Genomic DNA, 19,872 nt, shown 5'->3' with positions numbered 1-19,872 from the left:
GGATAGCATCGCGTGGCACCACCCTCCCCCCAAAAAAAGATCTACGGAGTCCCCCCATGAACGGCACCCCTGGCTTCCCCCTCTCCCGCCGCGGTCTCATACGCACCGGTGTCGGCGCCTCGCTTGCCGCGCTCGGGCTCGGCGCCGGCGCGCAGACCGCTTCGGCTGATGTGACCGTGACCAAGCGGTTCGATCTCACGGAGCCGTCGTACGACCTGTTCCGGTCCAAGGACACGCACGGTGCGCGGGTCCAGCAGAGCTTCGCCTTCGACTGGGTGAACAAGTTCCTCTTCGTCGCCACAAAGCGCAGTGGAAGCGACGAGTCCGCCGGTGACCTGTGCATCAACAAGATGGACTTCGACGGGAACTACATCTCGTACATGCACCTCAACGGCTTCGGCCACGGCGTCGCCTTCGCCGCGCTGCCGAGCGGTTCCGGCACCGAGCTGTGGATCGAGTGCGACGCGAACACCAGCGGGTACGGCACCGCGCTCGCCCCCATCCGCTACACCGCCAACACCACCCTGGACTCGCCGGCTGCGGCAGCCGCCTACCGGCCGATCTCCGGGGCCACCGAGTACACCTGCTCCGTCGACCCGGTCTACCGGCGCATGATCGTGCGCTACCACACCAGCGCCGGCAAGCGCATCGCCGTGTACCCCCTCTCCGCCTTCGAGACGCGCAGCTTCGGCACGCCGCTGGTCGACTTCAAGCAGCCGACGATCTCCGGCACTCCGCAGGGCTACACCCTCTACGGCTCGTACATGTACTACTTGACGGGCGACGCGTACCCCGGCGACGGCACCCCCACCGGCGACGGCAACTCCTACGTCACCAGCATCGACATCAACACGGGCACCGTGAAGCAGGGCCCCGTCCTGACCAAGGCCGGCTCCACCCTCCACCACCGCGAGCCCGAGGGCCTGGCGATCTACCGCACCGACGCCGGCGAGGCCCGCCTCTTCATCGGCTTCGCCACCGGCGTGGAGGGCGACCGGCGCTCCAGCATCTTCTACAAGAACGCGCTGGTCTGAGCCATGTCCGCCCGGCGGCCGGTCGTCGGCCGCCGGGCACCGACCCCGCTCAGGCGTCCCAGGCGACCGGCAGCCGTCCGAATGCCTCCGTCGCGGCACCCGACCACACCGATCGGTGCGCGGCTCCACATGGCTCCCATATCAAGATCATTTCATGCGATGAGCAACAGCTCGGCTCACCTCTCAGCTACCGCTGAGCGGAGACTCCCACGAGGGATCGTGCCCGGATCTTCTCGCGAGGTGGGCCAGCAAGTGCTCCGCCGTGTGGGAGGCGGTGTCCTGGGGCGCGCCGACCTCCGTCAGGGCGGAGGCGAGCCGGGCCGACGCCGCTTCCGGAACATCGGGGTCGGTAAGAAGCGGAAGCGTCAGCAGGAGGCGGGGTGCCGTGGCCTGGACACCTTCGGCCGCGCAGGAGGGGCTGTCAGCGATGCGGATCAGTTCCTGCCACGTCAGCCCGGCACCTGTGAAGTCTTCGTCCCAACTGGCGATCTGCTGGACGCAGCTCCGGCCGGGATGGGTGAGGAGATAGTCGGTTCCGTAGTCGCCGTCCAGGTTGCGGTAGATCACCACGGCTCCGGGACCGGCTTCGGCCGGCACCCGGAATACCGGCCAGCGTTCGGGATCGAAGAGGATCTCGGACAGGGCATCGGCATCGGCACCGTCGTCGCCGAACCACTCGGGAACCGGCCGCTCGGCGCACCCCCCGTCGCTGCACATCGCCAGAAGGTAGTTCGACCAGAAGCCCGGGCGGGTCAGCAGTGACTCGCCCGCCACCAACGGCCCGGCGTCATATCCCTTGATCAGCACCCCTCGATCCTGTCACCAGCCACCGACACGGCCCGATCCGGGATCAGCAAGGGGGCGCCGCCCCGTCACGGGACAGGTCTGAGGGCTTCCATTCGCGGACCCGTTCGTGAAAGCACGAGGCTGAGTCGTCACGGGTTCGAGCCGCAGTCGCCGGGTCGGCCAGGGTGGTGACTCCGACGGGCCGAACCAGACCCGGACGTCCTCCCCGGTCCGGACGGGCAGCAGGGGGTAGTCGTTCTCGGCGTGCTCGGTGCGGTGCGGCGCATGGCCCGGGCCCAGGTGCCGGGCGGCGTACGAGTCGAAGGCGGCCGGGTCGGACGGGTGGCAGACGGTCGCGACCACCTCACGGGTACCCGGCTCCGGTGTGAAGCCCGGGCCGCGCAGCAGCAGGACGTCGTCGCTGTCGATCATGGTGGCGTTGGCCGCGTCGCGGTGCTCCCGCCAGACCGGGCCGGTGTAGAAGGCCTCCAGCGAGCGCCGGCGGCGCGTCATGTCGGGGAACGCGCGCAGCCAGACGAAGCGGTCCGGGTCGTCCAGGTCGCGGAACCGGCCGCCGACGGTGATGCCGACCGACTGCTGGCCGATCACGAACTCGCGCTCGAACAGCTCGATCAGCGTCTCCCGGGCTCCGGGGTGCAGCGTGTACTGCCGGAGTTCGACGATGCTCATGCGCCGGCGCAACCGGTGCGGACGAGGTCCGCGGTCCAGTGGGGCTCCCAGGTGCGGCCGTCGCCGGACGAGAACTCCTGCTCCTCGTGGGCGGTGACCGGGCCGAGGCGGTACCAGGGCAAGCGCACCCCGGTCGGGCGGCCGTCGTAGGTGTCCTCGCCGTGGAAGTCCCCGCGGTCGCCGGACGTGGCGGGGCCCGCGCCGAGCGGTGCGGTGAGACGGCGGTTGGCCACGTCCCAGGAGCCGTGCAGGCAGTCGAAGTCGTCCATGCGCCGCAGGCTATGGGCACTCCCCTGACATCCGCTGTCAGGGGATACTGAGCGGCATGCGCGCGAGCCGACTGGTCACCCTGCTCCTGCTGCTCCAGAACCGGGGCCGGATGACGGCCCAGCAGCTGGCCGAGGAACTGGAGGTCTCCGTCCGTACGGTCTACCGGGACGTCGAGGCGCTCGGCGCCGCCGGCATCCCGCTGTACGGCGCGGCGGGACACGCGGGTGGCTACCGGCTGGTCGACGGCTACCGGACCCGGCTCACCGGACTGACCGCGAACGAGGCGCAGGCCGCGTTCCTCGCCGCACTGCCCGGCGCCGCCGCCGAGCTCGGCCTCGGCGAGGCGCTCGCCACCGCCCAGCTCAAGCTGCGGGCAGCCCTTCCGGCCGAGCTGCGCGAGCACGCCGGGCGGATCCAGGAACACTTCCTTCTCGACGCCCCCGGCTGGTACGGCGATGCCGACCGTACGCCTCACCTGGCCTCGGTCGCCGCCGCAGTGTGGGCGCGGCGGGCGGTCGTGCTGCGGTACCGGCGCTGGCGGGCGCCGGAGGAGATCGAGCGGCGGGTGGAGCCGTACGGGCTCGTACTCAAGGCAGGCCGCTGGTACTTGGTCGCGGGCGGCCCGTCCGGGATCCGCACCTACCGGGTCGATCAGATCCTCGGACTCCGGCCGCTGGAGGCGCAGTTCGTCCTGCCGGACGGGTTCGACCTGGCCGGGCACTGGAACAGCCATCTCGCCGACTTCCGAGCCCGGCTGCACACGGGGGAGGCACTGGTGCGGCTTACCCCGGAGGGCGCCCGCCGCCTCGGGGTGACACCGACGAGCGACGGATGGACGGAGGCTCGGGTGCCCATCGAGTCGATCGACCATGCCCACGGACAATTCCTGCGCCTGGGCGCCGACGTGGAGGTCATGGCGCCGGCCGAACTGCGCGACCGCATCGCCGCGACCGCACGGACCCTGGTTACCCGCTACGAGGGGAGAAGTCCGAGCCCTCGTACGCCATGTAGAGCGTGCCCGTCTTCGGGTCGACGGCCGGGCTGGGCAGGGTGGACGCGGCGCGCAGCAGTTTGGTGGGGTCGTTCGGGTCGACCTCCGGTACGGAGGTGTCCTTGGCCACGGTGACCGGGGCGCTCCAGGTCTCTCCGGCGTCGGTCGAGGTGACCACCTCGTAGCGGGCTTCGACGACGGTGCTCAGGTCCTCGGAGTAGGTGATCCGGTCGAAGAAGTCGTACAGGGTGCCGGTGTGCCGGTCGACGACGATCAGATGGCCGATGGTCTGGGTGTTGGGCACGGTGCCGGTGTCGACGAAGGGCCGGGCCCCGCTCCATGTGCGGCCGCCGTCGCGGGTGACGGAGATGTGGCCCGGACCGTCGAGGGAGCTGGGGCCGGGCGGGTCGTTGTCGAGGCGGTTCCAGACCTGGTAGGCGGTGCCCTTGCGGATCGGGTCGGCGGTGAGCGAGGGCTTGTCGTTGAAGAACGGCTGCTCGTCGACGTGCGGGGTGGTGAGGTTGCGCCAGGTGCGGCCGCCGTCGCGGGACGTGGCGGCCAGGAGGGCGGTGCGCGTGCTCTTGGTGAAGTCGACGCCCCCGCCGCTCGCGTAGACGGTGCCGTCCGGTCCGGTGCTCACCCAGGGATCGGTGGCCCGTTCGAAGTCCGCTCCGTCGGGGGCGCAGAGGCTGAACGGCAGCGTGCTCCGGTGGAAGGTGTGGCCGTCCGTGGTCCAGCTGGCCACCAGGCCACGGGCGCCGCCGTCGTTCCAGCGGTCCTGCTGGAACACGGTGACCACACGCTTGGGGTGGCGCGGATCGACGGACAGGTACGGCTCGACCTCGGTGGCCGGGTAGACAATGCTGTCGGGGGACCTCGCTCCGATGGTGCACTTCGCGTACGGGTCGCCGTGGGACACCTTGACCAGCGGTGTGCCGTCGGGGTTCCGATCTGCTGCGGCGGGAGTCGCGCCGGTGACCGTGACGAGCAGGAGCGCGGCGGTGGTGACGGCGGTCAGGGGCAGGAAGACGCGCATGCGGGATCTCCTCCGGGCCTGTCGGCCGGGGCACGGGACCGCCGTCATCGGGGGGCGGCCCTGGGGCGCGGAGGCGTACCGGAACGCGAGGGTGGGGCAACTCCGCTTGGTTCTTTTCGGCGTTGCCGCCGGTGCCCTTGACGGGCCGAACGACGGAGTTGTCCCCGGGGGCGTCGAGGAGCACGGCGGAGCCGACCGGCGGGTGCACCGTGCCGGTCGGCTCGTTGGTCGTGCTGTTACGGCGCCGTCTCGTAGGTCCCCGGAGAGGGCCGTGGGCCGCGTGCCGGTTGGCGACGCCGGCGGGGTCGGCCTTGGCTCAGACGGGTTGGGGGAGCGGGACGACCTGCTGGACCTCTTCCAGGGTGGGGATGAGTCAGGGCATCGGCAGAGGGCCACCTCTATGCGGACAGCGGCGCGATCATCGCCCGCGCCGGAAGGAAGCCTCCATCACCGTCGGCACATCCAGGCCCGAGGCCGGCGGGACTGCCGTTCTTCTGCGCCTGTTCAAGACCTGCCGAGTGTCGACACCTGCCGAGTGTCGACAACGCTCGTGATCAACGGCGGCGAGCGCGGTGTTCAGGACGGCGCGGACCGTCTCGAAGCGGTGGCGGCCTCGGCTTCGAGACGATCGGCGTCCACCATCGCGAGTGCCGCGGTGCCGCGAGGGCGCGGGCGATCCACCCAACGGTGGACCGGAGGCCGTCACCCCATACGCACCGCGGGGTGCACCGGCCCGGCCGGACTGGTTGCCCAGCCGTGCGCCGACCGGTCAAGTGATCGCCGGCGTGGTCCCGTCAGGCAGCGCGCAGACGTAGCCGGCGTAGGGGCGTGCAACGATCTGTCCGCCGGCGGCCGTGCAGTCGTCTCTGGAGATGTTCGGAGACGAGGCGGCCCCGGCGCTGACAGCGCCGACGGCGCTCACGCCGGCAAGGGTTGCCGCGGCCAGGGCGAGGCGCCGGGTTGGTCGCGCGGTCCCGGTCCCGGCGGGCCGGATCCACGCGTAAGGCCGCCTGGCGACGCTCGGTGAGTGGTGCCCTCCCCCCGGCGGCCGGCGGGCGCGCAGACTGACCGCACGATCTGACCGCACGACTCTGCGTCGCATCCATTGAGCCGCACCGGACATGGTCGCCAGGCCGAAGGAGAGGGCCGGGCCGCGGACCGGATGAGACGCACTCGGACCTCCACTCGCGGGCCCCTCACTCCAGCGTCGCATCCTCTCCCCCGCCCGTCCTGGGCACCCGGGGGGCGGCCGCGCTGAGTAACTGCGAGGGTGCGAAGCGCGGAAGCGCGGCCCGTCCGGCCGACCAGGTGGATCGGACGGCCCAACGTCCCGCCCGGCCTGACCCCTGCACACCGCCGGGCGCGGCTCGGCCGGGGAGGCGGCAGGGCCCCGGCATATGCCGGTCTCCAAGATGTCGCCACACCCGACCGGGACGCTGTGGGGGCCTCGTCACACGACGTGTGACCACAGCCGCTAGGTGTCCCCAGCCCATCCGATTGACCTGCACTTATGCCAACCAGCTTCGGTACCATGCGGAGCTGTCTACCGAGGGTTCTTGGCACATCGGTACAGACACTCAGGCCCTCCGGCCGCTGTGCTGACGAAGACGCGGCTTCCCCCCTCCGGCAGCCTCAAGATGCGCCCTCCCACCACTGCGTCGCTCCCGACTCCTTCCCAGACCGCCGCCGGGTCATTCCCTCGAAAGTGCGTCCTCGGCGGCTTGATTACCGACAAGGGCTGCTGTTGGGGCACATCGCGGAGCCCCCCACCCCGCCGCTGTCGTACGCCGCCTCGCTCCACCACGTACGGGCTCTCAGCCGTTCGCGGTCAGGTATTGCGGGACTGAACCCTGAAAAACACCCGCCGAAACGCCTCTCTGAAGCGCGCCCCCAAGGCTGTCGTGGCGCCTACCACAGGCTGAGCCACTGACATCTCAGTGTGATGAGACGAGTTGCGAAAGTCAGAAGACAATCACGATGATTTTCGCGATTTTCACCGCACTCACGGCATGTAAGGCGGAGACGTGGCTCCTCAGGCCCTGCTTCTCGATCGCGAGCCAGTCTGCGCACCGAGGGCAACCGACCCTTGGTCGGACACATCGACACTGCATGATCTCGCCCGAATGCATGACATTTCGGCTGACGCTTACAGTCAGCTGGACATGCGGTCGGATTGGAGTGCCCGGTGGACGACGGCCTGGCGTTTTGGGCGGACAGCGGCTGGTTATGCCGTTAAGGACCTGGGCGAGGTTGACATGACCTCCAGTGTTCCGGTGCGCCGCTTCACTTGGCGCACCGATCAGTGGCATCGTCCGGGCCTTGGCTATCTGGTCAGCACTGGCCGTCACCATGGTTTCGAGAGCTTCGAGGAGGAACTCCTCCTTTTGGCAGCGGACTTCTCAGGATCTCTTGTGGAAGCTCTCGCGCAACCGTTCCGTCTACGCTTCCAGAGCGTCAACGGGAGCATCGCGCACACCCCGGACTACCTTCTACTCACTGACGGAACGCCGTGGCTGATCGACGTGCGGCCGGCGGAGCGGATCGAACCCGAGGACGAGGTGAAGTTCGCCGCTGCGGCGGAGGTCGCCCTGGTGGCCGGGTGGAACTATTCAGTGGTTGCTGGTTGGCACGACCACGTCGTGGGCCTGATCGACACCCTCTCGGCCGGACGAAGGCGCATGAGCGACCCATTGCGGGTGCAGGAGCAGCTACTTCTAGCGGCTGAGGACGGTCCCCAGCCATTCGGGACCCTGGTGCAGCGCTGCAGCCTGGAAGCCGTGGCCCGGGCGCATGCCATCCATCTTTTGTGGCATCGGCGTTTGGGCCTGCAGATCTCAGGCCCTCTTACCGACGCCAGCGCAGTCCGCCTCTCCGCTCCTCGCCGCCGCGCTGCCGGGCGTTGGTAGCCGTGATTGGTGCAGTCGCCTGGGACCTCTCGCCGGGGAATGAGTTCGTCGTGAACGGCGCACCCTGGACTGTGCAAACCTTTGAGCCGCAAGTGGGAAAGGTAGTACTGGTCAGACCCGACCACGAGCCCTGGAAGACATCGGTACGGCAGTTGATGCACCATCCGGACATCCGGTTGTCGACACGGACGAGGAAGGACCTTCCGGCTGCCAGTCGCGGCCGGCAGCCGAAGGGCTTTCTCGATCTCCCTCCGGACAAGCGACCTCTGGTGATGCTGCGAGTGGACCACTTGCGGGAAGTGGAGAGCGGTTTTCGCAGCGGCGATCCCCTGAACGCGCTCCCAGGAGAGCCGAAGCCGCACTACGATCCGCACGCCACCACGCTGACCGAGCGCCGGTTTGCCAAGGTACGGGAACTACGGCAGGACACGGTACGCAATCCGGATCTGGCCGCCGCCCACGGTCTGGACAAGGTCAGCTACCGCACACTGATCCGTTGGGACCTGGACCGTCGGCGCTTCGGGCCAGTGGGGTGTGCGGACGACCGGTGGTTGCGCGAGGCGTCCGGCCGCCGGATCTCAACAGCAGTACGCGAGGCGATCTTCGCGGTGCGCCACGAGACCCTGCACCGTTCCAAGCTGACAGCGAAGGACCGTGAGCGGCTGATCCATCAGTACGTACGCGAGGAGTTCGGGAAGGACGAGCCAGTCCCCAGCTACGAAACCCTGCGGGTGGTCTGGAAGGAATGGTTCGGCTCATCCGGAGCCCGTCAGCGCTACGCGGTTTCAGCTGCTCGAGCTCAAGCGGTGGCGACAGGTCGCCACGTGGTGGTGAGCCGGCCCGGTCAGGTCGTGGCGCTCGACACGACGGTGCTTCCGGTCAAGGTCCGCGAACAGGTTTTTGGCGATCCGGTCTCGGTGCATCTGACGCTCGCTCTGGACGTATACACGCATTCGATCGTCGCTTTCCGCCTCACGTTGGTCTCGGACACCTCGGTCGACGTCGCCATGATCTTGCGAGACGTCATGATGCCGCTACCCATGCGGCCGGACTGGGGCGAGGAGATGGAGTGGGCCTACCCCGGTGTCCCCGGCACCGTGATCGCAGGCTTCACCGGCGGCAAGGTTGCAGGACTGCCGTTCTTCGCCCCCGAGACCGTGACCACCGACCACGGCTCCGTCTACAAGAATCACCACCTCATCGAGGTGCAGCGGGTGATCGGCGCGACGATCCGCCCGAGTCGCGTGCTGCGGCCGACCGACAAGCAGGCGGTGGAGCGGGCTTTCGGCGCGATTCAGTCCCTGTTGTTCAGAATCCTTCCGGGCTATCAGGGCATCGACAGCTCGGATCGCGGAACCGACCCGGAAGGGGACGCTTGCCTCACCGTTGCGGAGATGGAGCACTTGATCGCGACCTGGGTCGTCAAGATCTGGCAGAACCGCAGATTTGGTTCCTACGCGCCCAGTTGGGACCCCGCTGGCGATCACAGTCCGAACACGCTGTTCGCAGCATCCATGGCGCAGGGCGGTTTCGCACTGCAGATCCCACCCGCGGAGTTGTACTACCAGCTTCTCCCTACCCATCGGGTGATGATTCATGGGCGACGAGGCGTGAAGATCAGAAATCTCTGGTACGACGGAGAGGCCCTGGACGAATGGCGATTTCGCCTCTCGGGCCGGGGTGGGGCGGCGAGGAACAAGTACGTGTTCCATCGGGATCCACGAGACCCGTGCTTCGTGTTCTTTCAGGATCCGCTCACACACGAATGGCATCGACTTCGCTGGGTGGGGCTTCCGGATGAGGGCCGAATGCCTGCCTTCAGCGACGCCCGTGTCCGGCAGGTGATGCGCGAATTGCGCAACCAAGGGCTGACGCCGAAGACCGACAGGGATCTACTGCCGCTGCTGCTGGACCTGATCGGGGGGAACGTCCCCGTCGAGCAGTGGCCGACCCGTCTGACGAAAGCGCAGCGGACCGAGCACGCCCGTGAAGAAGCCCAGGCCGCGGCGGCGGCAGCCGACCGACCGAAGCCCTCCCCTGCCGCTGCCTGCGTTGACGAGGTTGCGCCGTTTGTGCCGGTTCCGGGACGAAACCCCGACAATGTCGTCGCATTGCGATGGCGTGAACGTGCCGAGCAGGGCCAAGCGGCGATCGACGGCGAGCGTCGACGCCGCCGTGAGGCAGCGTCTGAGATGCCTGCCGCGATGTCCACCTTGGGCAGCGATTGCGCGGGCGCAGCTTGATGGAACTCCCCGATGATGAAGGCGAGACCGCTGCCGAACCCGGAGGCCAGCCGTGAGCGAGCCCGTCAAGGCTCCCAGAGCTGCCGTCGCCTCGTTCCTGCCTGGGCCTCCGGTCGACCGGACCCGTGTGGAGGGCTGGCAGCGATGGGTACGTACCCGCGATCTCTTCGTGCCGGCACCCGTGCTGAGCATGGAGCAATACCTGCAGTTGACGCCCCGTCGACGCCGCATTCACGACCTGTATCGCCTGGCCACCCACAGCAGCCTGCCCCTGCAGTCCACCCCGATGAGCGAGGCGGTGGACTGGCTGGTGAACGCACGGATCGAGGATGGCGCGTACAGCCACAAGGCCGGTATCCGGACTGGGGTCATGGTCAACGGCGGTGGCGCCCAGGGAAAGACGGAGACGGTCTGCGCGGCGCTGGCGGCGTTCGAGGAAACATGGCTGGAGGTGAACGAGTACGTGAATCCGGAGGCCATGGCAGGCACCAGGGATCTGCTGGCGCCCGTCGCGTATGTGCGTTGCCCGGTCCAGGCGACCCCTGTCTCCACCTGTCAGCGCATCCTCGACTTCTACGGCGAGGACTACAAGAACATGCGCCAGGAAGACCTGATCAGGACTGTTAACGCCGCCATCTACGCGCACGCGACCAAAGCGCTTGTAATCGACGACATCACACGCCTGAAGCTGCATCGCGAGCGTGACCAGGACGTCTTGGACCTGCTGCTGGAACTGATGAGCATGTCCGTCACCCTCATTCTCGTCGGCGTGGGCATCCCGACCTCGGGGCTGTTGCGACGCGGCACGTTCGATGCCGTCACCAAGCAGTGGGTCATCCCCCCAGTCAGAGATCGCGGACGCAGCCCCAATCCGCACGCTGCCACCCAGCATGAGCGACGCTTCGAAATGGTCGACCTGCAGCCGTTCAGCTACGACACCCCCGGCAGGATCACCGCCTGGGTCAACCACTTGGCGGCCTTGGAGAAGAGTTTGCGCCTCCTCCACGACACTGAGGGCGTACTCACGTCAGGATCCATGCCGGAATATCTGTTCCAGCGCACCAACGGGGTGGTCGGACTCCTGGAGAAGCTGGTGCAGCGTGGCTGCCGAGTCGCGATCGAGGAGGGCAGCGAGCGGCTGAGCAAAGACCTGCTGAGCCGCTGCGCTGTCAGTCCGACCGATCTTCCCCACCTGGATGCCGACTCCGGTGAGCAGCCGCTTATCCCACCGATCAAGCCTTCGTCAAAGAAGAGACAGAGGAGCAGGAACACCGTCTACGACGACGCCGGGCCGGCAGCTGAGTCCACAGGATGACTCAACCGACTCCCCGTCCACTCGCACGCAGCCTCGATCCGCTGCCCGGCGAATCCTTGGCCGGTTTTCTCCTGCGTCTGTCCTACCGAATGGGCGTCACTCCGCACCGCTTGGCGATGCTGTGTGGTCTGACCTGCCGGAGCGACAGCATCCCCCAGGAACAGCTCCGCGGACTGAGCCCGGAAGTCGCCGGACAACTAGCCTCGGTCGCGCACCTGAGTATGCCGGAGGTTCAGGCGCTGACTCTTCAGGAACTCACCAAGACGTACCCGCCGCTTGCCAGGCTCCGTACCGGCAGAGCAGCAGACATCGGCTCCACACCGTTCATCAATTGGGCCACGAATCCCGACAGCCGCTACTGTCCTGCCTGCCTGCGAGGGGACGGCAGTCCCGTTCAACGGGCATTCGGAGGCGCCTGGCAACGTTGCTGGTACCTGCCCATCACATTCGCCTGCACCCAGCACTCGTGTCTCCTCGAAAGCACCTGCCCGCACTGCGCACAGCCACTCAGCGGACGCGTCGTCCGGCGATACAGCCTTGTCCGGACCCCCCATGTCTCGGGCCTCCACCCGTCGCAGTGCCGCAACCCGGCTCCCGGACCGCCACCCAAACCGCGGACCCGCGCCACACCATGCGGTGCATGGCTGGATGCCCCCGGTAACGCCGCCACCCCGCTGCCACCACCGGACCTACAGTGCGTCCTCGATCTCCAACACGACCTGAACCTGTGGCTCGCGCCTGGCCGGCTGCACGGTGCGGCCGAGGAGGCTGGACCGCAGACCTACTTCGCCGACCTGATCACGACCGCACGCCTGATCACCCTGAGCTGGCCCATGGGCGCCACGTTCCTGCCCTCCACCACACTGATGGACCTCGTGGACGAGTACGCCACGCCCTATGTCCATAACCCAGCCCGCCGCGGGGTTCAGATCCAGCGCAGCGCACCCCGAGGTACTGCCCAGACCTCGGCCCTGCTGCTCGCATCCGCGACCATCCTCGGCGATCGGGACCTCGTACCCCTGCGCGAGCGCATCGAGCCACTGACCCGCGAGGTACACCGCCGGTCGGCCTCCATTGGCGACAAGCTCCTGAAAGACAGCCACGCCTCGGCCACCTTGCTCCGTGCCACCGCACCGCGCATCTACGGGTTCCAGAAACGCTCCACGTCGCGGGCCAGCTCGAAGTCTTAGCATTTCCGCGCCTCCGAGATCCCTCCCCTCCTTCCAGAGGAATGGTTCGACACGTACTTCAAGCCTCTGCTGCACCATCTACCCCCGATGGCCACCATCCTGGAGCGCCATCTACGGTGGGCCGCCTCATTCAGGCTCGCCGAATTGATCTGCGGTGGTACCTGGCGAGCATGCGCCGAAACCCTGGGCATTCCTCGAAGCAGCGCCAGCCGGACCATGAACGTACTGGGGAAGGAGCTGACGACCCCTGGCCTTTGGCTACTATTCGAGAATGTGGTCGACGAGGTCGCGCACCATCTGAACGCACAGGACCGTCGCATCAACTACGCCCGCCGCCGCCTCGCAACAGCAGACTGGCGTCTTTCACCCGCAGCCTGGATGACTTTGTGCGAGGGGATCCCAGGCCTCGAACAACGTCAGGCGACCGGGGACCCTCAAGTCGGCGAGGCCGTGATCTGGTGCATGGTCAATGAGTCCAGCTACCTGCACAGCCCGGCGGTGACGCAACGCCGTTCCACTTCACGCTCTCCGCATCGGCTGACCGAACAGGCCGGGCTATTCGCGAACAGGAAACAACGCAGGCCCTCCTACATCGCTCTACGCCATCGGCTCGTGGCCTATGCCACCCAGCTCGCCCAAGCCTGTGACGACGGGACGGACTTGCGATTCGATGTGCTGAGCCGGGTTGCCCCGTGTTCCGGGGGTAAGCTGGATCCGGTCCGTTGACAACACGTCCGCTCGCACGGAGCCTCGCTCCATTGCCGGAAGAGTCTCTGCCGGGTCTGCTCCTGCGGCTGGCCTACCGCCTGGATCGCTCACCTGCCAGAATCGCCACGCTGTGCGGTGTGAGTCACTTTCAGCATCGGCTTCCTGCCCAGTACTTCTTAACCTTGCCTTCAGAGGCCGCCAAGTCTCTTGAAGCCACCGCATCTTTACGCGTGGGTGAGGCCGATTCACTCACCCTGTCAGCCATGGCAACCTCCTATGCACCGCTGGCTGCCCTGCGTCTGGACGGCAGTCGCAATTTGAGCTCTGCTCGACGTACCTGGGCCCTCAGCCTGTCCAGCCGCTACTGCCCAATCTGCCTGACCGGCGACGGGAGCAAGGTCCAGAACGCGTACGGCGGCCCGTGGAAACTGCGCTGGCATCTCCCGGTCTCCTTCGCGTGCACTGCCCACTGTCGCCTTCTGGAGCAGGGGTGTCCGCAGTGCGGAGGTCGTCAGAACCTGCCCTCGAATACCGAGCGCCAAGGGCTCATCACACAGCGCGCGATCACTGGCCTGCACCCTGCGCAGTGCCGCCACCTCGTCTCCAGCCCTGCCGATACCGGCAGCCGGACACCATTGTGTGGAGCACGTCTTGACCAGGCGGCTTGTGCGGGCACGAGACCGGACAGCGACCTCGACATAATGCTCGCACTGCAGGGACGTATCGACCGATGCCTAATGCCCAGGCAGTCACCAGCGACAAAAGAAGAGTACTCAGCATCAGACCAGTACTTCTTTCCCGACCTGATCGCTGCCGCTCAGCTGATTCGGCTCAGCTGGCCTGACAGCGCACGCTTCGCCGCCTCGACCGCCCTCGCCGACCGTATTTCCGACCACGTGGCCATTTGGACCACCCTCCGCGGCAGGTGCGGCCCGGGCAAGCGGGTTCGTGACGCGTGGGCCGCGCCCGAAGACCCAGCCGAGTGCGGAGCGCTCCTGCTGGCTGCGGAAACCCTGCTCGGCGATCGGGGCCAAGACGGTACAGCCCTGCGCGAGCGGATCCAGCCCCTCGCCGCCACGGCGTTCATGCGTAACGGGGCAAATATCGGGGCGACCTTCCGGCGCATGAGCGTCTCCACAGACCTGGCAAAGGCCCTCGTCCGGCGCTCCCTTGGGTTCAACCGCGCTGGCGGCCACCCCCACGCCGGACAACTCCTTCCGTCACGCAAGTGTCGTTTCGGAATCGAGCATGTACCTGCCCTGTTGCCGGAGGCATGGCTCGGCGCGCACTTCACTGAACTCGCATCCCAGAGGAGCATCAAGAGTGTCTGGAATCTACGGCACCTACGCCGAGTTGCTTCGCTAAAGCTCGTCGAAATGGCCGGCGGCGGGACCTGGCCACAATGCGCCACGACCCTGGGAATTCCTCGAATCACCGCCGAACGTAGTTTGACCGTACTCAAGCGAAGCCTGCTGCCCGGCGACCTCTGGCCGCTGCTCGACGCGGCGGTCGAGACTGTTGCCAAGGAATTGGACACGACCGCGCTACGCGTTGACTTCGCTGCGCGCCGTCGAACGCTGAGCACTTGGCAGATCCCGGCGGAGGATCTCGAAGCGCTGACTGCCGGCCTGGCCCACCTCGCCAACGTGGATTCCCCCTTGAGTCGGGCCGTTGTATCTGCGCTTGTGTGGGCTCGCGTCACCCAAGGGGACTACCTGCACAGCCCGACGGTCGAGGCACTTCGCCAAGCACAGCAAAGCACCAAGCTGGTGGTTGCCGCCATCGGACAGCTGCAGACCCCAAGCAACCGCAGAGGAGCCAGACTCCGCTTCCTCCTGCGCATCAACGACTACGCTGATGGCCTCGTTCCGGGACCATAGGCGCCCCCGCTGCGACTCCGGCTGTGTTGAGTGTCCGCTCGAACCCGGGAGACTCATGCTTCGTCGAGCGGCCACCAGGATTCCGGCCGCGCGGGGCACGGTGAACTCTCCGTCACCATCATCGCCAGGTTGTACGAGCGCCGCGGCACCAGCGGTCGCGGCTACGCCACAGTCACCGGGGTCGGGGATGACCAGCTCACGTCCTGCATGTCCGAGGTAATCGACCACGACATTGCTGCTCCCTTCCCGTGCAGTGCACGCAGCGCGTGCGGGAACGACATTGCCGGGAGCGCGCAGCAGCGGGCGAGCTGCTCGAGCTCGGCAACACCGGTCCTCGCTCCGGGCGGCACATGTGCCGCCAACACGAGTAGGAGCAGCTCTTCCGAGGCGGACGCGCCCAGGTGCCGTGCCTCCGCAGTCGTTCGCAACGCCCAGTCGGCGGCGCGAGCGCGGTCGGTCCGCCCTGGACTCTGCACGAGCGCCACACCATCGAGTACTTGAGCCTCCACAGCAGAACTGCGCTTGGCCACCGACCAGCATCCGGACCATCGCAGCCATCCCTCGAACTCAAGCTCCCGCCACAAACTCACACGGCTGTGCACACCCATCCCCCGCAAGAGACCTCCAGGGAGCCTGACTCCTCCCGCCCGCGAAGCGCGTAGCGCACATTGCACGGCCACCAGACGGGCATGCGCGCCCACAGCCGGATCCAACGCCGATGCCAGGTAACTGAGTAGATAGGCCACCCGTCGCCGCTGCGCGTCACCATGACGGTACCCGGCCGGAACCGTGGCGCCGGGCCTGAGCAAGGGCCGGACCGCCAGAATGGTCGAAGGGACAACCGCGGCCTGTTCCGTCGCCCGAGCGCACGCCAGACACGCCTCGGCCAGCGTCCAGCGGCGCCCGCCTTCACTTCTGACGAGGACGAGCTCGAGGGCTCCATGGCACCCACGACGGCTGCGGTGCCAACGGCAACCCTGCTCGGAGCATCGGCAGACCCGCAGGTGCTGCGGCAGAGCTTCTCTCCGGGCATGCTCCGCCAGATGCCCGAAGGCCGCGGACCGCACGTCTCGACCGGCGCTCTTCACGCTGCCGCAGCTGTGACAGCTGAGGACCGGCCCATAGTCGCCGGGCCGGATGGCCACGGACCACACCTGCTTCATCACACTTCTCCTCCTCCCAAACCCCGAACGCCGGCGCGCGCACCAGCAGAACGCTCCGCAGCAACGTCACGGCTGCGGATACTGCCAAATAGGGCAGAGGTCTGCACTGACAGATGTGGGGTCGGGATCGTGCGATAGCCAGGTGACGATCTTTCCGCCGGACCCGAACCTTGAGGCCCTCCGCTTGGAGTTGTCTCGCCTTCGGGCAGCGCGGGGATTGACCTACGACCAGCTGGCCGAGCGCAGTGGACTTGCGCGCCGCACGCTGATCGAGATCGAGCAGGGGCGGACCATCGGCAGTCTGGGAACCTGGCATGCCATCGCGCACGCGCTCGGCACGCCTCTCGGCGACATCCTCGGCTTTATGTGTCAGGGGCATGAGCCCCCAGTCCCTCCAGCCTCGTAACAGGTCGCCGATACCTCACTTTCCGCTTCAACCCGCACGAGTGAATGAAATCGCACATCTTTACGCATGCCGTATTGCAGGTCGACCCGGTTCGGCCGTGCGGGGGTGTACGTCTCGCGCAACCTCGTCGCCTCATGCTCGCGCTGCCAGGGTCGCGGCATGCACACAAACACCTCTCCGCCGTCCCGGCCGCCAACGCAGTCGGCCTGGCACCTCTCTTCCACCGACGTCCGGTCGGTGGACTGCCCCACCTGTGACGCGGCCAAGGGCCAGCCCTGCCTGAGCCTGCGCAATCGCCCCCTGAACGTTCTCCATCGTGGGCGTTCGTCGCGCTACCTGAATCTCCGCTTCGGCCTCCGAGCGACCAGGCCCAGGAGAGGTGGGCCCGAAGCGACTGCTCATCCGCTGACCGGCCCTGCGCTGCGGGCCGTCCCGGTAGCGCACAGGGAACCCTGGCGGCTTCCTCGGAACGAACTCGCCGACCTCATCACCTTCAGCTTCCTGGACCACGCAAAGGTCGTGGTCGCCGAAGCGTGCGGAGTCGAGCGGACCGGGCTGACCGAACTGCTCTACGACGGCGATCGACTGTCCGCTTCCATCGACGCCTTGACGTACGCCCAGCACGACCTGCAGATCCGTCGCGAGGAACGATGCCTTGCCGTCGGCCTGTGGGACCAAGAGGCGCAACACCTCGACTGGCAGTACACGGCCGTAGCGCAACGCGCCCAGGAAGCCCGGAAGGAGTTTCAGCGACGCCGTACGGAGGACCTCACCGCCGCCGGGGTCCTGCCCGGACTCCCGGCCACGGATGATCCGAGAGAGCAGGCACTCCTCTGGCTCGCCCAACACCTCGAACCGCAATTTCGCCGGCTGTTCACCGAATACGCGGCGGCCGCGGGGTTGCCACCGGAAGCGTCAGCGGCCGTCCGGACCAGACACGGCGCCATCGAGCGTGCCACGGCACGTGGTCTGATTCACGCTCCCCTCCATGGGGATGCCCTGCACGTCCACGGCATGAGCGAGGGCGAGTTCCGGCTCCGCGTGCTTCGCGATGCCAGTACGCAGGCCGACCGCGATGACGCCCTCTGTCATCCGCTCCTCCTGCACCGCTGGCGCCAGCATCTGAAGCAGCTCCAGACTGATGTGGCACCGGGTGCACTCAGCTCCTCTGCTCAAAGCCTCGCTCCCCTGGCCTGGGAGGAGTTGCGCCCACAGTCGCTCAACGAGGTGAGGGAACTGATGGGCCGACGGCGCCTCCTCGGGAACCTGCTCCAGCGGTACGGGGAGAACCGGCGCCTTCGGTATGCCGTACACGATGCCATCAGCATCGCCGAGCACGCTCATCCCGAAAAGCCGCTCCTTATGGCAGCGGCGCGCGACGCCCGCGAGGAGCTCGGCCGTCGGCACCCCGATCTTTACAAACTCATCCGGAATCTCCTCGAACCACATCTGACGCGGTACGGACGACTGCGGCTACGGAGCGCTCAAGACAGACAGCAAGTGCGTGGACAAGTCATGCTGGCGCTCCTGGAATCGGAAAGGGCCGCAGCGCCTCCGAGGCAGGTCCGATGCTGATCCTCCCGTGCTCAGCGTCCTTACTCGGTCGCGGGCATGCTCAGAGGGCTGGAGCGCGGCCTGTGGCGCGTTGCCATTCCCGGTAAGCGGCAACGGCTGTGGGAAGCGTGGGGAAGATGCGCTCCGGGCCGACCTTTGCTGTCAGGCCGTAGGCGTCGAGGGGGTGGCGCCGGTCCTGCTTGACGCGGGCGAGGGCGAACACGATCTCCTGTTGGGCGAGTTCGGAGCGCAGGGCCTCGACGGCGTCGAGGGCGGTGATGTCGACCTCGACGTTGGCCTCGGTGTTCAGGACGAACCAGTGCACGGGCTCGTCCTGGGCCGCGACCGAGGCCAGCGCCCGGCGGCGGAAGTCCTCGGCGTTGGCGAAGAACAACGGTGAGTCGTAGCGGTAGATGAGGAGGCCGGGAATGGTGCGGGCGGTCGGGTAGTCGTCGATGTCGTGCATGCCGGCCAGACCGGGCACCATGCCCTCGACGGCGTCGTGCGGACGGGCGACCCTCGTGAGCAGTTCGGCGACGGACAGTGCCACGGCGAGGAGTACGCCGTACAGGATGCCGAGGGCGAGGACGCCGAGACCGCAGCCGAGGGCGAGCAGGAACTCGCGGCGACGGAAGGCTGCCAGCCTGCGGAACTCGCCCACCTCGATCAGGCGTACGGCGGCGTAGACGACGATCGCGCCGAGGGCGGCGGACGGCGTGTGGCCCAGCAGCGGGCCCAGGAAGAGCAGGACGGCGGCCACGCAGCCCGCGCCAACGAGGGAGTACGCCTGTGTGCGGGCGCCCGAGGAGTCCGCGAGGGCGGTGCGGCTGGCGCTGCTGCTGACCGGGAAGCCGTGCAGGACTCCGGCGCCGATATTTGCCGTGCCGAGGGCCAGCAGCTCGCGGTTGGCGTCCAGGGGGTGTGGGTCGTCGTGCCGGGCGAACGCGCGTGCGGTCAGGACAACGTCGGTGTAGCCGACCAGCAGAACGCCGAAAGCCGGCAGGACCAGGTCGGCGTGGTCAGTCAGCCGGGGCAGGGCGAAACCCGGCAAGCCGGTCGGGACCGCGCCGATGACGTCGATTCCCTGTTCCTCGTCCAGCGCGAAGACCGCCACCACCGCCGTGGCGAGAACGAGGACAACGAGTGGTCCGGGCAGAGCCCGCCACAGCAGGGGCAGGGTGAACAGCAGGAGCAGGCAGCCCGCGGCCATTACGGTCGTGGGCCAGTGCAGGTCGCCGATGTGGCGGAGGAACGAGGAGAGCTGGGGAAAGAACCCCGATCCGCTGCCACTGGTCCCGGTGAGGCGGGGCAGCTGATCCACGATCATGATGAACGCGACACCGGCCAGGTAGCCAACGAGCACGGGCCTGGAGAGAAGGTCGGCCACGAAGCCGAGCCGGACGGCCCATGCGACCAAACAGAGCAGGCCGACGACGAGGGCCAGGGCTGCGGCGAGCGCCGCGTAGCGCGTGGGGTCGCCCGCTGCTAGTGCTGTGACCGCTTAGGTTCGCCGGGTTGGTGCTCATGGTCCTCGTGCCGGTTGGATGTGACGACACGTCCGATCGGCGCGGGGAGGCGGGATGGCACAGCCGGTCAGGGTCCGCGCGTTGACCGAGCAGGAGGGACAGAAGCTGCAGCGGATCGTGCGACGGGGTAGCACCAGCACGGTGCGGTTCCGCAGGGCGATGATGCTGCTGGCC

13 protein-coding genes and 2 pseudogenes are annotated in these 19,872 nt (G+C 67.7%); 11 read left to right on the top strand and 4 right to left on the bottom strand.

All coding sequences use genetic code 11. The features are described 5' to 3' along the window. Window positions 1-56: 56 nt before the first annotated feature. Entirely contained in the window at window positions 57-1,034 is a 978-nt protein-coding gene (locus PV721_RS28260; protein ID WP_319728909.1) for a teichoic acid biosynthesis protein C, read from the top strand. Between the two features lie 183 nt (window positions 1,035-1,217). Here the strand turns inward: PV721_RS28260 and PV721_RS28255 are convergent, their stop codons facing one another. Genes PV721_RS28255 through PV721_RS28245 form a run of 3 tightly spaced genes read right to left on the bottom strand, consistent with a single transcriptional unit; the run spans window position 1,218 to window position 2,779 of the window. After that, window positions 1,218-1,841, bottom strand: a complete 624-nt coding sequence (locus PV721_RS28255) for a hypothetical protein (protein WP_319728907.1) — start codon at window positions 1,839-1,841, stop codon at window positions 1,218-1,220. Window positions 1,842-1,853: 12 nt separating this feature from the next. Continuing rightward, window positions 1,854-2,510 (bottom strand): NIPSNAP family protein, encoded by a 657-nt coding sequence (locus tag PV721_RS28250; RefSeq protein WP_319728906.1) that lies wholly within the window; start codon window positions 2,508-2,510, stop codon window positions 1,854-1,856. Then, window positions 2,507-2,779, bottom strand: a complete 273-nt coding sequence (locus PV721_RS28245) for a hypothetical protein (RefSeq protein WP_319728904.1) — start codon at window positions 2,777-2,779, stop codon at window positions 2,507-2,509. Before PV721_RS28245 ends, PV721_RS28250 begins: the two co-directional genes overlap by 4 nt. 56 nt (window positions 2,780-2,835) lie before the next feature. On the opposite strand from PV721_RS28245, the gene PV721_RS28240 reads away from it, so the two are divergent. The 9 genes from PV721_RS28240 to PV721_RS28200 all read left to right on the top strand — a co-directional run bounded on the left by PV721_RS28240 (window position 2,836) and on the right by PV721_RS28200 (window position 18,193). Next, the gene (locus PV721_RS28240) at window positions 2,836-3,906 is read left to right on the top strand and encodes a YafY family protein (RefSeq protein WP_319728902.1); all 1,071 of its coding nucleotides are present in this window, start codon (window positions 2,836-2,838) and stop codon (window positions 3,904-3,906) included. A 3,024-nt stretch (window positions 3,907-6,930) separates the two neighbouring features. After that, window positions 6,931-7,713, top strand: a complete 783-nt coding sequence (locus tag PV721_RS28235; protein ID WP_319728899.1) for a TnsA-like heteromeric transposase endonuclease subunit — start codon at window positions 6,931-6,933, stop codon at window positions 7,711-7,713. A gap of 50 nt (window positions 7,714-7,763) precedes the next feature. Continuing rightward, the gene (locus PV721_RS28230) at window positions 7,764-9,956 is read left to right on the top strand and encodes a transposase (RefSeq protein WP_319728897.1); all 2,193 of its coding nucleotides are present in this window, start codon (window positions 7,764-7,766) and stop codon (window positions 9,954-9,956) included. A gap of 52 nt (window positions 9,957-10,008) precedes the next feature. Continuing rightward, window positions 10,009-11,271 carry an AAA family ATPase gene (locus tag PV721_RS28225; RefSeq protein ID WP_319728895.1) on the top strand — a complete coding sequence of 421 codons (1,263 nt, stop codon included), beginning with the start codon at window positions 10,009-10,011 and terminating at the stop codon, window positions 11,269-11,271. After that, window positions 11,268-12,461, top strand: a complete 1,194-nt coding sequence (locus PV721_RS28220; protein ID WP_319728892.1) for a TniQ family protein — start codon at window positions 11,268-11,270, stop codon at window positions 12,459-12,461. Before PV721_RS28225 ends, PV721_RS28220 begins: the two co-directional genes overlap by 4 nt. An 87-nt stretch (window positions 12,462-12,548) precedes the next feature. After that, complete coding sequence (locus tag PV721_RS28215) at window positions 12,549-13,187, top strand: hypothetical protein (protein ID WP_319728889.1); 639 nt, start codon at window positions 12,549-12,551, stop codon at window positions 13,185-13,187. 32 nt (window positions 13,188-13,219) lie between these two features. Beyond that, window positions 13,220-15,049 carry a TniQ family protein gene (locus PV721_RS28210; RefSeq protein WP_319728887.1) on the top strand — a complete coding sequence of 610 codons (1,830 nt, stop codon included), beginning with the start codon at window positions 13,220-13,222 and terminating at the stop codon, window positions 15,047-15,049. A gap of 1,305 nt (window positions 15,050-16,354) precedes the next feature. After that, window positions 16,355-16,618 carry a helix-turn-helix transcriptional regulator gene (locus PV721_RS28205; RefSeq protein ID WP_319728885.1) on the top strand — a complete coding sequence of 88 codons (264 nt, stop codon included), beginning with the start codon at window positions 16,355-16,357 and terminating at the stop codon, window positions 16,616-16,618. Between the two features lie 519 nt (window positions 16,619-17,137). Further along, on the top strand, window positions 17,138-18,193 hold the full coding sequence (locus tag PV721_RS28200) for a hypothetical protein (RefSeq protein WP_319728882.1): 1,056 nt from the start codon (window positions 17,138-17,140) through the stop codon (window positions 18,191-18,193). A gap of 40 nt (window positions 18,194-18,233) precedes the next feature. Here the strand turns inward: PV721_RS28200 and PV721_RS28195 are convergent. Continuing rightward, window positions 18,234-19,670: pseudogene (locus tag PV721_RS28195) on the bottom strand (SulP family inorganic anion transporter); the annotation flags it as partial. Between the two features lie 82 nt (window positions 19,671-19,752). Between PV721_RS28195 and PV721_RS28190 the strand changes: the two are divergent. Then, window positions 19,753-19,872, top strand: a pseudogene (locus tag PV721_RS28190) (IS630 family transposase); the annotation flags it as partial.

Origin of the sequence: Streptomyces sp. MB09-01 (assembly GCF_033794505.1) — a bacterium.
In the GTDB taxonomy this organism is placed as follows: Bacteria; Actinomycetota; Actinomycetes; order Streptomycetales; family Streptomycetaceae; genus Streptomyces.
Note: the sequence above shows the minus strand (reverse complement) of the source record. Positions and strands in the feature narration are given on the sequence as shown.